Raw genomic sequence first — 14,022 nt, forward strand, 5'->3', positions numbered from 1 at the left:
CCCATGGACCGCTACGGCGTCTTCGGCAACCCCATCGGCCACAGCAAGTCACCGCAGATTCACACGCTGTTCGCCGCGCAGACCGGCCAGGAGCTGAGCTATGAGCCGCTGCTGGCGCCGCTAGATGACTTCCCGGCGTACGCTCGGGCGTTCTTTCGCGACGGTTTGGGCGCTAACGTGACCGTACCGTTCAAGGAGCAGGCCTATCGCATGGCCGATGAGCTGACCGAGCGCGCCCGCCGCGCCGGTGCGGTGAACACCCTGAAGAAGCTGGAGGATGGGCGCCTGCTCGGAGACAACACCGATGGCGCCGGGCTGGTCGCCGACCTGCTCAATGCCGGCCTGGCCCTGAGCGGGCAGCGCATCCTGCTGCTCGGCGCCGGTGGAGCGGTGCGCGGCGTGCTGGCACCGCTGCTGGCGCATCGGCCGGCTGAATTGATCATTGCCAACCGCACGACGAGCAAGGCCGAGCAGCTGGTGCAGGAGTTCGCCGAACTCGGGCCGTTGTCCGCCCGCGGCTTCACCGAACTTGCCGAACCGGTCGATTTGATCGTCAACGGCACGTCGGCCAGCCTTGGCGGCGAGCTGCCACCGCTGGCCGACAGCCTGATCAATACCGGCCGGACCTTCTGTTACGACATGATGTACAGCGCCGAGCCGACGCCGTTCTGCCGCTGGGCCGCGGCGCTGGGCGCGACCACCCGCGACGGGTTGGGCATGCTGGTGGAGCAGGCGGCGGAAGCCTTCGAGCTCTGGCGTGGCGTGCGCCCGAATACCTCGCCGGTACTGGCCGAACTACGGCGGCAGTTGGGCTGAAGAACTTTTGGCGCGGTCACGTCTCGCTGACCGTTGCGCTGCTCAATCCTGGACCATGAGCAACTGACAGAACGGCCGCTAGCTGCGGAAATGGATGCGCTGGTGCAGGTGCTGCGGACGTTCCAGCTCGTCGACGATGCCGGCGGCGATGCGCTGCAAGTCGCGGTAGGGATTGGCCTCGCCCTTGCCAGCGGCCTCGGCTAGTGCCTCGACGGTCAGCTGGTTGCCGGCCGGCGGCGCATCCACCAGTGTCCAGTCGAGGGGGTGGGCAGCGAGTCGCTGCAGGGCGGCCTCGACTTCCGGTTGCCGCTCGATGGCCGGAAAGTCGGCGATCAGCAGCAGCCGCTCGACGCCGACCCGCTGCAGCCCGAGCAGTAATGCCTCCACCGCCTGGTAGAAATCGCGCCGCGGCGACTCGCCGGTGATGGCATCGGTGCTGGGCAGGCGCGGCGTGTGGTACAGGCAGATCACCGCATCCATCCCTGCCACGCTTTCGCTGACGCTCAGTGGATCGAACAGGTCGCCCGGCTTGGTCCGCAGACCCGGCCGGGCGGATAAGGAGTTGAGATCGTCCAATAGCGCCACGGCCTCGTGCTGGCGGCTGAGCAGCTCGACCAGCAGCGCGCTGCCGAGATTGTCATGCGCACCGTAGACGGCGAACTTGAGCCGTGGCGTTTCGGCGTTGAGCATGGCGCGTGGCCGGTCAGCGGCGGCTGACTAGGTAGCCGATCAGGGCGAAGGCGCCAGCGGCCAGGGCCAGGGTGCCCAGCGGATGCTCCTTGGCACAGTCGCGCGCGGCGCGGCTGGCTTCACGGGTGCGCCGGGACAGGTCGGCATAGTGCTCGTCCCAGTGCTGGTCGTGCCAGAGCGACTCGGCGCGCGAGCGCAGGGTGTTGAGGCGATGACGGGAGTCGCGGCTGGCATCGTGCTTGAGCTCGTCGAGCGCACGCATCAGGCTGTCGATCTCGCGTTGGACTTCTTCTCGGGTGGTGGGCTTGTGGCTGAACATGGCGGGACCTCCCCTCGGTAAGTGTGAGCGTTTGACCTCGAGAATCCGCAGAGGTGCGGCCCGGGACCTTGGCCCGGCAGCCCGAATGGCGCGACAAGGTGTCTCGGTTCGGCCGTTACACCGGTACTGCTTCCGACGAATCGTTCATCGGCTGCAGGCGAGTCGCCAGGCGATTCCCTATACTGCGTCACATTGTCCACAGGGGGTCGTCTACTGCGGCGCATTCCGCGTCCCGTGCCCCTTCATCGCGGGGAAACCAATCGTGAAATTTCATCGTACGTTGGCCAGCCTGTTGTTCACCTGCCTGGCCACGTTGCCGCTCGCCCATGTCCAGGCCGCCAAGCCGGCCATGCAGGAGCTCGCTTCCGGCAGCGCCCTGCTGGTCGATCTGAAGACCAACGAAGTGCTCTATTCCAGCAATCCGGACATGGTTGTGCCGATCGCCTCGGTGACCAAGCTGATGACCGCCATGGTCGTGCTCGATGCCAAGCTGCCGCTGGACCAGGAGTTGCCGGTGACCATCCGCGAGGCCAAGGAAATGCAGGGCGTGTTCTCGCGCGTGCGCATCGGCAGCGAGATCAGCCGCCGCGAAATGCTGCTGCTGACCCTGATGTCCTCCGAGAACCGCGCGGCGGCGAGCCTCGCCCACCACTACCCGGGCGGCTACTCGGCCTTCATCCAGGCGATGAATGCCAAGGCGCGGGCGCTGGGCATGACCCGCACGCACTACGTCGAGCCCACCGGCCTTTCCGAACGCAATGTCTCCAGTGCCAACGACCTGGTCAAGCTGATCCGCGCCAGCCGCCAGTACCCGCTGATCCAGCAGTTCAGCACCACCGGCGAGAAGACCGTGGCTTTCCGTAAGCCCAACTACACCCTGGGCTTTCGCAACACCAACGCCCTGGTGCGCAAGAACAACTGGGACATCCAGCTGAGCAAGACCGGCTTCACCAATGCTGCCGGCCATTGCCTGGTGATGAACACCACCATGAAGCAGCGCCCGGTGGCCTTCGTGGTGCTCGACGCGTTCGGCAAGTACACCCACATGGCCGACGCCAACCGGCTGAAGAAGTGGCTGGAAACCGGCACCGTGACGCCGGTACCTGCCGCGGCGCTGGCCTACAAGCAGCAGAAGCAGGCGCAGCGCCAGCTGGCCGGCCAGCCCGCCGATGCGGCGCAGGCGCTGCTCGACGCCCGCTGAGGTCCGCCGTTCGCTGCGTGACGATGGCGTCGCGCAGCGAACCTGACCGACTGACCTGACGATCGGCGAGCATTCTTGAGTTTGCTCAACTCTTTTTTGCTGAGCGTCGTTCCTGTCATGAACGCCATTCGCACCTGCGCCTGATCGGGTCGCCGATGACGATGCCGTCGTTCCCCGCCTGGTCAGCACTGCTGCTGGCGTTCAGCGCCGGCCTGCTGGTAATTGCCTTCAGTGGTGTGCTGCCGGGCTGGCGGCGCCTGCGTGCTCGGCCACGGCGCGTCAGGTCACGGGTCGCGCGGAATGCCCGGCCGTCCCAGCTGGAGCGAATAGCCTCGACAGACGATCCGATGCAACGATGACGGTGCAGCTGACTCAAACGACTACATTTCCCTTAGCAGAGTGGGAACCGACGTCGAATGAGCACCCCAGACGATAGCTATATCCAATGGCTGGTGGACCAGTCCATGCTGCACGCGGCGCGCGAGCGGTCGCGCCATTACGCCGGCCAGGCGCGGCTCTGGCAGCGGCCCTACGCCCAGGCCCGCCCGCGCGATGCCAGCGCCATCGCCTCGGTGTGGTTCACCGCCTATCCGGCGGCCATCATCACGCCGGAAGGCGGCACGGTACTCGAGGCCCTCGGTGACGATCGCCTCTGGAGTGCGCTCTCCGAACTCGGCGTGCAGGGCATCCACAACGGGCCGATGAAGCGTTCCGGTGGCCTGCGCGGACGCGAGTTCACCCCGACCATCGACGGCAACTTCGACCGCATCAGCTTCGATATCGACCCGAGCCTGGGGACCGAGGAGCAGATGCTGCAGCTCAGCCGGGTGGCCGCGGCGCACAACGCCATCGTCATCGACGACATCGTGCCGGCACACACCGGCAAGGGTGCCGACTTTCGCCTCGCGGAAATGGCCTATGGCGACTACCCCGGGCTGTACCACATGGTGGAAATCCGCGAGGAGGACTGGGAGCTGCTGCCCGAGGTGCCGGCCGGGCGTGATTCGGTCAACCTGCTGCCGCCGGTGGTCGACCGGCTCAAGGAAAAGCACTACATCGTCGGCCAGCTGCAGCGAGTGATCTTCTTCGAGCCGGGCATCAAGGACACCGACTGGAGCGTCACCGGCGAGGTCACCGGGGTCGACGGCAAGGTGCGTCGCTGGGTCTATCTGCACTACTTCAAGGAGGGCCAGCCGTCGCTGAACTGGCTCGACCCGACCTTCGCCGCCCAGCAGCTGATCATCGGCGATGCGCTGCATGCCATCGACGTCGCTGGGGCGCGGGTGCTGCGCCTGGATGCCAACGGTTTCCTTGGCGTCGAGCGGCGTGCCGAGGGCACTGCCTGGTCGGAGGGCCACCCGCTGTCCGTCACCGGCAACCAGCTGCTTGCCGGGGCGATCCGCAAGGCCGGCGGCTTCAGCTTCCAGGAGCTGAACCTGACCATCGACGACATCGCCGCCATGTCCCACGGCGGGGCCGATCTGTCCTATGACTTCATCACCCGCCCGGCCTATCACCACGCGCTGCTCACCGGCGATACCGAATTCCTGCGCATGATGCTGCGCGAGGTGCACGCCTTCGGCATCGACCCGGCGTCGCTGATCCATGCGCTGCAGAACCATGACGAACTGACCCTGGAGCTGGTGCACTTCTGGACGCTGCACGCCTACGACCATTACCACTACAAGGGCCAGACCCTGCCCGGCGGCCACCTGCGCGAACATATCCGCGAGGAAATGTACGAGCGGCTGACCGGCGAGCACGCGCCGTACAACCTCAAGTTCGTCACCAACGGGGTTTCCTGCACCACCGCCAGCGTGATCGCCGCGGCGCTGAACATTCGCGACCTGGACGCCATCGGCCCGGCCGAGGTGGAGCAGATCCAGCGTCTGCACATCCTGCTGGTGATGTTCAATGCCATGCAGCCCGGCGTGTTCGCCCTTTCCGGCTGGGACCTGGTCGGCGCCCTGCCGCTGGCGCCCGAGCAGGTCGAACACCTGATGGGCGACGGCGATACCCGCTGGATCAATCGCGGCGGCTATGACCTCGCCGATCTGGCGCCGGAGGCGTCGGTCTCCGCCGAAGGCCTGCCCAAGGCCCGCTCGCTGTACGGCAGCCTGGCCGAGCAGCTGCAGCGGCCAGGCTCCTTCGCCTGCCAGCTCAAGCGCATCCTCAGCGTGCGCCAGGCCTACGACATCGCTGCCAGCAAGCAGATCCTGATTCCCGATGTGCAGGCACCAGGACTCCTGGTGATGGTTCACGAGCTGCCTGCCGGCAGGGGCGTACAGCTCACCGCGCTGAACTTCGGCGCCGAGCCGATCAGCGAGACCATCTGCCTGCCCGGCGTGGCGCCCGGCGCGGTGGTGGACATCATCCATGAGAGCGTGGAGGGTGACCTCAGCGACGATTGCGAGCTGCAGATCAATCTCGACCCGTACGAGGGCCTCGCCCTGCGTGTGGTGAGCGCCGCGCCGCCGGTGATCTGAGCGCCCTCTTCGCGTGCCCCGGCCGCACGGCTATAGTGCGCAGCGCCTGGGGCGCGCATCGCCCTCGCCGCCGAGACCATTCCGTGTCGTTCACTTCGCTTTTGCGCCTTGCGCTGCTGCAGTTGGCGCTGCTTGCCCTGCCCGTATGGGCACAAACCGCTTGCCCGCCCGGGCAGCAGCCAATCTGCCTGAGCGGCGCCTGCCTCTGCATGCCCGCCGCCGCCAGCGATCCTCAGGCCGTCTACGACCGGGTGCAGCGCATGGCCACGCTGGGCCTGCAGAGCTGGATCCAGCAGTCGCGCGACCGCCTGGTGGCCGGTGGTGTCGAGCCGATACCGCTGCACATCCGCTCGCAGCTCGAGCCGTATTTCGATCTTGCCGTGCTGGAGAGTGCGCATTTTCGCGTCGGCGATGAGGTGGTGCTGAATGCCGGCAACACCCTGCTGCGCAACCCGGACGTCAATGCCGTGACACTGATCGACGTCATCGTCTTCCGCCACGAGGAAGATGCCCGGGACAACGTCGCGCTCTGGGCCCATGAGCTCAAGCACGTCGAGCAATATCTGGACTGGGGCGTCGCCGAATTCGCCCGGCGCTATACGCAGGATTTCCGTGCCGTGGAGCGCCCGGCCTATGCGCTGGAGCGTGAGGTGGAAGAGGCCTTGCGCGAGTCGGGAGCGCGGCGCTCACCCCAGCAATAACATCCGTCCGGAAATGAAAAACCCCGCCGAGGCGGGGTTTCTGACGCAGCTTGCGCGGTCAGGCTCAGAACGCCGGGACGACGGCGCCCTTGTACTTCTCCTTGATGAACTGGCGCACTTGCTCGCTATGCAGCGCGGCGGCCAGCTTCTGCATGGCATCGCTGTCCTTGTTGTCCGGACGGGCGACCAGGATGTTCACGTACGGCGAGTCGCTGCCTTCGATGACCAGGGCGTCCTGGGTCGGATTCAACTTGGCTTCCAGCGCGTAGTTGGTGTTGATCAGCGCCAGGTCGACCTGGGTCAGCACGCGCGGCAGGGTCGCGGCTTCCAGTTCGCGGATCTTGATGTTCTTCGGGTTCTCGGCGATGTCCTTCGGCGTGGCGGTGATGCCGGCGCCGTCTTTCAGCGTGATCACGCCGGCCTTGGCCAGCAGCAGCAGGGCGCGACCGCCGTTGGTGGCGTCGTTGGGGATGACTACGGTGGCGCCGTTGGCCAGCTCGTCCAGCGACTTGACCTTGCTCGAGTAGGCGCCGAAGGGCTCGATGTGCACGCCAGCGACGCTGACCAGATTGGTGCCCTTGCCCTTGTTGAACTCATCCAGATACGGCTGGTGCTGGAAGAAGTTGGCGTCCAGACGTTTCTCGGCGACCTGGATGTTTGGCTGCACGTAGTCGGTGAAGACCTTCACGTTCAGTTCGACGCCCTGCTCGGCCAGCTGCGGCTTGACGAATTCCAGCAGCTCGGCGTGCGGCACGGCGGTGGCGGCGACGGTCAGGGTTTCGGCGGCCTGGGCGGAAAATGCGGCGACGGTGGCCAGGGCGGCAATCAGTTTCTTCATCGTTCGGTTCCTTCAGGAGTTGAGCGGGGTGCGAAGGTTCGCTCGCCCTGGTTGCGGTTCATTTGCGCGAAAAGTGGGTGACCAGCCTGTCGCCGACGCTTTGCAGCACCTGCACCAGTACCAGCAGCAGGACCACGGTGACCACCATCACGTCGGTCTGGAAACGCTGGTAGCCGAAGCGGATGGCCAGATCGCCGAGGCCGCCGGCACCCACCACACCGGCCATCGCGGTGTAGGACACCAGGGTGATGGCCGTGACGGTAATGGCGGCGATGATGCCCGGACGCGCTTCCGGCAGCAATGCGCTGAAGATGATCTGCCGCGTCGTCGCGCCCATCGCCTGGGTCGCCTCGATGATGCCGCGGTCGACCTCGCGCAGCGCGGTCTCCACCAGCCGCGCGAAGAACGGCGCGGCACCTACCACCAGCGGCGGGATGGCTCCGGCCACGCCCAGCGAGGTGCCAGTGATCAGCACGGTGAAGGGAATCATCACGATCAGCAGAATGATGAACGGCAGCGAGCGCAGCACGTTGACCACGAACGACAGCGCGGCGTACAGCGGGCCGTTCTCGAACAGCTGGCGCGGACCGCTGAGAAACAGCAGCACGCCCAGCGGCAGGCCGAGCAGAATGGTGAACAGCAGCGAGCCGCCGAGCATCAGCAGGGTGTCCAGCGTGGCCAGCCAGATTTCGTACCAATCTACGTTGGTGAACAGAGCATCCATCAGCGCAGTACCTCCACGTGCACGTCGGCCGCCTGCAGGCGGCTCATCGCCGCGCTCATGTCACCGCCGATCAGCGCCAGGGTGAGCTGGCCGTAGGGGGTGTCCTTGATGCGGTCGATGCGCCCGGACAGGATGCTGTAGTCGACCCCGGTTTCACGGGCGACGGTGCCTAGCAGCGGCTTGTAGGTGGCGTCGCCCTGGAAGGTCAGGCGCAGGATGCGGCCCGGCACATGGGCGAAATCGTCGTGCAACTCGCCTTCGTCCATCGCCTCGTCTTCCAGCACGAAGCGCTGGGTGGTCGGGTGCTTCGGGTGCAGGAACACCTCAGTGACCGGCCCCTGTTCGACGATGGCACCGGCATCCATCACCGCCACGCGGTCGCAGACGCGGCGGATCACGTCCATCTCGTGGGTGATCAGCACGATGGTCAGCTTCAGCTCGCGGTTGATCTCGGCCAGCAGTTGCAGCACCGAGGCAGTGGTCTGCGGGTCCAGCGCGCTGGTGGCCTCGTCGCAGAGCAGGATGCTCGGCTCGGTGGCCAGCGCGCGGGCGATGCCGACGCGCTGCTTCTGGCCGCCGGAGAGCTGTGCCGGGTACTTGCGTGCATGGTCCTTGAGCCCGACGCGTTCGAGCAGGCTGGCGACGCGGGCGTCGATCTCGCTGCGCGAGCGGACGCCGGCCAGGCGCAGCGGCATGGCGACGTTGTCGGCCACCGTCTTGGACATCAGCAGGTTGAAGTGCTGAAAGATCATCCCGACGCGCTGGCGGAAGCGCCGCAGGCCGTCGGCATCCAGCGCGGTGACGTCCTCGCCGTTGACCAGGATGCGTCCGCCGGAGGGCTCCTCGAGGCGGTTGATCAGGCGCAGCAGCGTGCTCTTGCCGGCGCCGGAATGGCCGATCAGACCGAACACTTCACCGGAGGCGATTTCCAGCTGCGTCGGTTGCAGCGCGGGAATATCGCGGCCGGCGGTCCGATAGGTTTTATGGACTTGATGGAATTCGATCACGGGCGAACCTTGTGGGTGCGACGTTTGTTGCCGGGATGATCGGCGAAAGCCCGGCATTCTACCCGTTTGCCGGCGACGTCGCTCGCCTGCGCCGCTGCGATTGAGCAAATCCATGGCGCTGATAGGCAAAGCAAATCGTCGCAGGCGGCAACCTTGCAGCGATCAATGGGGTCACTAACCGGTACGCCGTGAATCGATCATGTGTCTGCCCGCGTTCCGGGCCGATCGTTCGCGGTACCGCTCACCGCAAACGGAGGCCCACCATGACCGACAAGACCCCGCAACAGAGCGAGCTGGCCGGTACCGACACCGTCGACCGCGCCAATCACAATGCCAAGCTCGACCAGCTGGAAGCGTTTCGCAGCGACGCCTCTGGCGAGGCGCTGCGCACCAATCAGGGCGTGAAGATCGCCGACAACCAGAACACACTCAAGGCCGGCGGCCGTGGGCCCTCGCTGCTCGAAGACTTCATCATGCGCGAGAAGCTCACCCACTTCGACCACGAGCGCATTCCCGAGCGCATCGTGCACGCGCGCGGTGCCGCGGCGCACGGCGTGTTCCAGAGCTACGCCGACCACAGCTGGCTGACCAAGGCCTCTTTTCTCGCTGCCGAAGGCAAGGAGACGCCGGTATTCGTGCGCTTCTCCACCGTGCAGGGCTCGCGCGGCTCGGCGGACACCGTGCGCGACGTGCGCGGCTTCGCCACCAAGTTCTACACCGACGAGGGCAATTTCGACCTGGTCGGCAACAACATGCCGGTGTTCTTCATTCAGGACGCGATCAAGTTTCCGGACTTCGTCCATGCGGTCAAACCCGAGCCGCACAACGAGATCCCGCAGGCGCAATCGGCCCACGACAGCTTCTGGGATTTCGTCTCGCTGACGCCTGAGTCCGCACACATGGTGCTCTGGACCATGTCCGACCGCGCCCTGCCGCGCAGCTATCGGGCGATGGAAGGCTTCGGCGTGCACACCTTCCGCCTGATCAATGCCGAGGGCGTCAGCCGCTTCGTCAAGTTCCACTGGAAGCCGGTGGCCGGCGCCTTCTCGCTGGTCTGGGACGAGACGCTGAAGATCGCCGGCAAGGACCCGGACTTCAACCGCCGCGACATGTGGGAGTCCATCGAGATGGGCGACTACTTCGAGTGGGAGCTGGGCGTGCAGGTGGTCGAGGAGGCCGACGAGCACAAGTTCGACTTCGACCTGCTCGACCCGACCAAGATCATCCCCGAGGAGCTGGTGCCGGTGCAGAAGCTCGGCAAGATGACCCTCAACCGTAATCCGGACAACTTCTTCGCCGAGACCGAGCAGGCCGCCTTCCACATCGGCCATATCGTGCCGGGCATCGACTTCACCAATGACCCGCTGCTGCAGGGCCGGCTGTTCTCCTACACCGACACCCAGCTGCTGCGTCTCGGTGGGCCGAACTTCCACGAGATCCCGATCAACCGCCCGCTGTGCCCGTTCCACAACAACCAGCGCGACGCCTTCCATCGCCAGACGATCAACAAGGGCCGCGCCAACTACGAGCCCAACTCGATCGACAGCGGCTGGCCCAAGGAAACCCCGCCGGCGGCCCAGGGCGGCGGCTTCGAGAGCTATCCCGAGCGGGTCGAGGGGCACAAGATCCGCAACCGCAGCGAATCCTTCGGCGACCATTTCTCCCAGGCCACGCTGTTCTGGAATAGCATGAGCGAGCCGGAGAAGGAGCACATCATCGGCGCCTACACTTTCGAGCTGGGCAAGGTGGAGCGGGTGTTCATCCGCGAGCGGCAGGTCAATGAAATCCTCGCCAACATCGACCTGGAGCTGGCCCGCCGCGTCGCCGAGAACCTCGGCCTGCCGGTGCCGAGCGCGCCGACCGTGACGCCGAAGACGCCAACCCCGCAGAGTTCGCCGGCGCTGAGCCTGATGAATCACGTACCGGGCAATATCAAGTCGCGCAAGGTGGCGATCCTGGTGGCCAACGGCGTCGATGGTGCGGCGATCGATGCGTTCAAGGCCAAGCTGGCCGAGCAGGGCGCGCTGGCCAAGGTCATCGGCCCGTCGCCGGCCCCGGTAAAAACCGCGGACGGCCAGATGCTGCCGGTCGATGCCGCGATGGATGGCATGCCGTCGGTGATGTTCGACGCGGTGTTCGTCCCCGGGGGTGCCGATGCGGCGGCGGCCATGGCCAAGTCCGGCGAGGCCAAGCATTACCTGCTGGAGACCTACAAGCATCTGAAACCCATCGTGGTGCTCGGTGCGGCACGGCCGCTACTGGCGTCGCTGAACCTCACTCCGGATGCCGGGTTGCTGGAAGGCGATGATGTGGATGGGGTGTTCGGCAACTTCGCCCAGGCGCTCGGCCAGCATCGGGTCTGGGCCCGCGAGGCCGCAGCGGCAACGATCCCGGCGTAAAGGATCAGCGTAGGGTGGATGGCCGAAGCCATCCACTCGGTGCCGGGTACGTCGCCTGGCGTGGCAGCGGGGGTGGTGGGCTGAAGCGCACCCTACGGTCGAGGGCTGCACCTGTAGGGCGGCTTCAGCCCAGCGTGGCGCGGTTTTCGGTCAGATCGCCGGCCTGTCTGTGCTCCGCATACGACCAATCCGGGTCATACGCAGGGTGGATGGCCGCAGCCATCCACGCCGGGCGCCTCGTCAGCCGCTCTGCAGCTCCCGCCAATGCAGGAACAGCCGCAGGTCGAACTCGATCTGCCCGTAACCCGGCAGCATGTGCTCGCAGAGCTTGTAGAAGGCACGGTTGTGCTCGCTTTCACGCAGATGGGCGAGCTCGTGCACCACGATCATCTGCAGAAACTCCGGCGCCGCCTCGCGAAACAGTGCGGCGACGCGGATTTCCTTCTTTGCCTTGAGCTTGCCGCCCTGCACCCGTGACACCGCGGTATGCAGGCCCAGCGCGCGATGGGTCAGGTCCAGCCGATTGTCGTAGAGCACCTTGTCGATCGGCGGCGTGCTTTTCAGGTACTCCTGCTTGAGCGTCTGCACGTAGCCGTACAGCGCCTTGTCGCTCTGCACCTGATGCCGGCCGGGATAGCGCCGCTGCAGGTAATCGCCCAGACGGTCCTCGGCGATCAGCTGGCGCACCTGAGCCAGCAGCGGCTCGGGGTAGCCGCGCAGGTACTTGAGATCGGTCATCAGGCGCGTTTCGGCCAGGCGAAGCTGAGCAGGAAAAGCGCGGCGGCGCTGACCACGATGGACGGCCCAGCCGGGGTGTCTTCGTACCAGGACAGCGTCAGGCCCAGGCATACCGCGACGATACCCAGCACGCTGGCGCCAAGGGCCATCTGCTCCGGCGTGCGCGCATGGCGCTGGGCCGCGGCGGCGGGAATGATCAGCAGCGAGGTGATCAGCAGCACGCCGACGATCTTCATCGCCACGGCGATCACCACGGCGATCAGCAGCATCAGCGCCAGGCGGATGCCGGCCACTGGCAGGCCTTCGACCTTGGCCAGCTCCTCGTGCACGGTGATCGCCAGCAGCGGCCGCCACAGCGGAATCAGCATCAGCAGCACCAGGGCGCTGCCGCCGATGATCCAGGCCAGATCGCTCGGCCCGACGGCGAGCAGATCGCCGAACAGATAGCCCATCAGGTCGATGCGCACGTCATCCATGAAGCTCAGCGACACCAGGCCGAGCGACAGCGTGCTGTGCGCGAGGATGCCGAGCAGGGTGTCGGAGGCCAGCGGCTGGCGCTGTTGCAGGGTCACCAGCAGCAGGGCGAGCAGCACGCAGCCGACGGCCACCGCCAGCGTCAGGTTGACGTCCAGCATCAGCCCGAGGGCGACGCCGAACAGCGCGGCGTGGGACAGCGTGTCGCCAAAATAGGCCATGCGCCGCCAGACGACGAAGGAGCCGAGCGGGCCGGCGACCAGCGCCAGGGCCAGGCCGGCGAGCAGGGCGTTGAGAAGGAAATCGGGCATCTGATGCTCTGTCTAGTGCTTGCAGTCCGGGCCGTGGACGTGGGGTTTGCCGATCACCACGCTGCCGTGCAGGTCGTGGCTGTGATCGTGCTGGTGGTGGTAGATCGCCAGGCTGCGCGCATCCTGGCCGAACAGCTCGACGAAGGCCGGGTCGCTGCTGACCTGTTCCGGATGCCCCGAGCAGCAGACGTGGCGGTTCAGGCAGACCACCTGATCGGTGGCACTCATCACCAGATGCAGGTCGTGGGAGACCATCAGCACGCCGCAGCCGTAGCGGTCGCGCAATACACCGATCAACCGGTACAGCTCGGCTTGGCCGGCGACGTCGACGCCCTGCACCGGCTCGTCGAGTACCAGCAACTCCGGCTCGCGCAGCAGCGCGCGGGCGAGCAGCACGCGCTGCATCTCGCCGCCGGAAATCTTCTGCAGCGGGCTGTCGATGACATGCTCGGCACCGACTTCACCCAGCGCTGCGAGGGCACGGGCGCGGTCGACACCGGGTACCAGGCGCAGGAAGCGCAGCACCGACAAGGGCAGGGTGGGGTCGACGTGCAGCTTCTGCGGCATGTAGCCGACGCGCAGCTTCGGCTTGCGCCAGACCTGGCCGCGATCGGGCTTGAGCAGGCCGAGCACGGCGCGCACCAGGGTGGTCTTGCCGGCACCGTTGGGGCCGATCAGGGTGACGATCTCGCCGCGATGCACCTGCAAGTGCGCGCCTTCCAGCACATTCTGGTTGGCGAAGCGCACGTGGATGTCATCCAGCCGCAGCAGTACCTCGCTCATGCGGCGTTCCGGCAGTTCGAGCAGAGCCCGACGACTTCCACGGTCTGACCTTCGACGGTGAAGCCGACACTACTGGCGGCGCTGTCGATGGCCTCGGCGATGGCCGGACGCTCCAGTTCGATGGCGGTGTGGCAGAGACGGCAGATGAGGAACTGGCCCTGGTGCGGATGCTCCGGATGATTGCAGCCAACGAAGGCATTGAGCGAGGCGATGCGGTGGACCAGGCCGTTCTCCAAGAGGAAGTCCAGCGCACGATAGACGGTGGGTGGCGCGGCGCGGCGGCCGTCCTGCTCGCTCAGCACGGCGAGGATGTCATAGGCGCCGAGCGGCTTGTGGCTCTGCCAGACCAGCTCCAGCACGCGCTTGCGCAGTGCGGTCAGGCGCACACCCTGGCGCGCGCAGAGGCTGTCGGCTTCGGCCAGCGCGTGGCTGACGCAGTGGTCGTGATCGTGAGGCGTACAGGCCAGCGGGGTCTTGGACATGGGCGGCGACGTGTTGGGGGAGAGACGTTATTATGTACCAATTCAACCCCTTC

The 14,022-nt window shown here is 66.3% G+C and carries 14 protein-coding genes; 5 read left to right on the forward strand and 9 right to left on the reverse strand.

Annotation, left to right across the window (positions count from 1 at the left end):
- Positions 1-3: 3 nt before the first annotated feature.
- The gene (gene aroE / locus NAO55_RS12570; protein WP_102839132.1) at positions 4-816 is read left to right on the forward strand and encodes a shikimate dehydrogenase; all 813 of its coding nucleotides are present in this window, start codon (positions 4-6) and stop codon (positions 814-816) included.
- Positions 817-894: 78 nt separating this feature from the next.
- Here the strand turns inward: aroE and NAO55_RS12575 are convergent, their stop codons facing one another.
- Together NAO55_RS12575 and NAO55_RS12580 are read right to left on the reverse strand one after the other, a co-directional pair.
- Positions 895-1,506, reverse strand: a complete 612-nt coding sequence (locus NAO55_RS12575; protein ID WP_102839133.1) for an NAD(P)-dependent oxidoreductase — start codon at positions 1,504-1,506, stop codon at positions 895-897.
- Positions 1,507-1,519: 13 nt separating this feature from the next.
- A complete protein-coding gene (locus tag NAO55_RS12580; protein WP_102839134.1) occupies positions 1,520-1,825 on the reverse strand; it encodes an ElaB/YgaM/YqjD family protein in 306 nt (101 codons plus the stop codon).
- Between the two features lie 262 nt (positions 1,826-2,087).
- On the opposite strand from NAO55_RS12580, the gene pbpG reads away from it, so the two are divergent.
- From pbpG to NAO55_RS12600, 3 genes are all read left to right on the forward strand, one after another.
- Positions 2,088-3,026 carry a D-alanyl-D-alanine endopeptidase gene (gene pbpG, locus NAO55_RS12585; protein ID WP_102839135.1) on the forward strand — a complete coding sequence of 313 codons (939 nt, stop codon included), beginning with the start codon at positions 2,088-2,090 and terminating at the stop codon, positions 3,024-3,026.
- A 416-nt stretch (positions 3,027-3,442) separates the two neighbouring features.
- Positions 3,443-5,512 carry a maltose alpha-D-glucosyltransferase gene (gene treS, locus NAO55_RS12595; RefSeq protein ID WP_063540285.1) on the forward strand — a complete coding sequence of 690 codons (2,070 nt, stop codon included), beginning with the start codon at positions 3,443-3,445 and terminating at the stop codon, positions 5,510-5,512.
- Between the two features lie 83 nt (positions 5,513-5,595).
- Positions 5,596-6,213: an eCIS core domain-containing protein gene (locus NAO55_RS12600; RefSeq protein WP_102839136.1), complete on the forward strand. Its 618-nt coding sequence runs from the start codon at positions 5,596-5,598 to the stop codon at positions 6,211-6,213.
- Positions 6,214-6,277: 64 nt separating this feature from the next.
- On the opposite strand, the gene NAO55_RS12605 is transcribed toward NAO55_RS12600, so the two are convergent.
- Genes NAO55_RS12605 through NAO55_RS12615 form a run of 3 tightly spaced genes read right to left on the reverse strand, consistent with a single transcriptional unit; the run spans position 6,278 to position 8,782 of the window.
- Positions 6,278-7,051, reverse strand: a complete 774-nt coding sequence (locus NAO55_RS12605; protein WP_102839137.1) for a MetQ/NlpA family ABC transporter substrate-binding protein — start codon at positions 7,049-7,051, stop codon at positions 6,278-6,280.
- Between the two features lie 58 nt (positions 7,052-7,109).
- On the reverse strand, positions 7,110-7,775 hold the full coding sequence (locus tag NAO55_RS12610; RefSeq protein ID WP_063540288.1) for a methionine ABC transporter permease: 666 nt from the start codon (positions 7,773-7,775) through the stop codon (positions 7,110-7,112).
- Positions 7,775-8,782, reverse strand: a complete 1,008-nt coding sequence (locus tag NAO55_RS12615; protein WP_102839138.1) for a methionine ABC transporter ATP-binding protein — start codon at positions 8,780-8,782, stop codon at positions 7,775-7,777. The genes NAO55_RS12610 and NAO55_RS12615 overlap by 1 nt, the downstream gene beginning before the upstream one ends.
- A gap of 224 nt (positions 8,783-9,006) precedes the next feature.
- On the opposite strand from NAO55_RS12615, the gene katE reads away from it, so the two are divergent.
- Positions 9,007-11,181 (forward strand): catalase HPII, encoded by a 2,175-nt coding sequence (katE, locus tag NAO55_RS12620; protein ID WP_256070210.1) that lies wholly within the window; start codon positions 9,007-9,009, stop codon positions 11,179-11,181.
- Between the two features lie 240 nt (positions 11,182-11,421).
- On the opposite strand, the gene NAO55_RS12625 is transcribed toward katE, so the two are convergent.
- From NAO55_RS12625 to zur, 4 genes are read right to left on the reverse strand one after another with little or no spacing between them, the layout of a single operon-like run.
- On the reverse strand, positions 11,422-11,919 hold the full coding sequence (locus tag NAO55_RS12625; protein ID WP_102839140.1) for a YgjP-like metallopeptidase domain-containing protein: 498 nt from the start codon (positions 11,917-11,919) through the stop codon (positions 11,422-11,424).
- Positions 11,919-12,704 (reverse strand): zinc ABC transporter permease subunit ZnuB, encoded by a 786-nt coding sequence (gene znuB / locus NAO55_RS12630; RefSeq protein WP_102839141.1) that lies wholly within the window; start codon positions 12,702-12,704, stop codon positions 11,919-11,921. Before znuB ends, NAO55_RS12625 begins: the two co-directional genes overlap by 1 nt.
- Positions 12,705-12,716: 12 nt before the next feature.
- Positions 12,717-13,487, reverse strand: coding sequence for a zinc ABC transporter ATP-binding protein ZnuC (gene znuC, locus NAO55_RS12635; protein ID WP_102839142.1), 771 nt, complete (start codon positions 13,485-13,487; stop codon positions 12,717-12,719).
- Entirely contained in the window at positions 13,484-13,969 is a 486-nt protein-coding gene (zur, locus tag NAO55_RS12640; RefSeq protein WP_063540294.1) for a zinc uptake transcriptional repressor Zur, read from the reverse strand. Before zur ends, znuC begins: the two co-directional genes overlap by 4 nt.
- Positions 13,970-14,022: the final 53 nt, after the last annotated feature.

Source organism: Stutzerimonas frequens (genome assembly GCF_024448335.1).
GTDB classification, from domain to species: domain Bacteria; phylum Pseudomonadota; class Gammaproteobacteria; order Pseudomonadales; family Pseudomonadaceae; genus Stutzerimonas; species Stutzerimonas frequens.

Coding starts and splice junctions, on each gene's coding strand:
- znuB (WP_102839141.1), bottom strand. CDS start 12,704: ATGCCCGATTTCCTTCTCAACGCCCTGCTCGCCGGCCTGGCCCTGGCG.
- aroE (WP_102839132.1), top strand. CDS start 4: ATGGACCGCTACGGCGTCTTCGGCAACCCCATCGGCCACAGCAAGTCA.
- NAO55_RS12625 (WP_102839140.1), bottom strand. CDS start 11,919: ATGACCGATCTCAAGTACCTGCGCGGCTACCCCGAGCCGCTGCTGGCT.
- NAO55_RS12605 (WP_102839137.1), bottom strand. CDS start 7,051: ATGAAGAAACTGATTGCCGCCCTGGCCACCGTCGCCGCATTTTCCGCC.
- treS (WP_063540285.1), top strand. CDS start 3,443: ATGAGCACCCCAGACGATAGCTATATCCAATGGCTGGTGGACCAGTCC.
- znuC (WP_102839142.1), bottom strand. CDS start 13,487: ATGAGCGAGGTACTGCTGCGGCTGGATGACATCCACGTGCGCTTCGCC.
- NAO55_RS12580 (WP_102839134.1), bottom strand. CDS start 1,825: ATGTTCAGCCACAAGCCCACCACCCGAGAAGAAGTCCAACGCGAGATC.
- zur (WP_063540294.1), bottom strand. CDS start 13,969: ATGTCCAAGACCCCGCTGGCCTGTACGCCTCACGATCACGACCACTGC.
- NAO55_RS12575 (WP_102839133.1), bottom strand. CDS start 1,506: ATGCTCAACGCCGAAACGCCACGGCTCAAGTTCGCCGTCTACGGTGCG.
- NAO55_RS12610 (WP_063540288.1), bottom strand. CDS start 7,775: ATGGATGCTCTGTTCACCAACGTAGATTGGTACGAAATCTGGCTGGCC.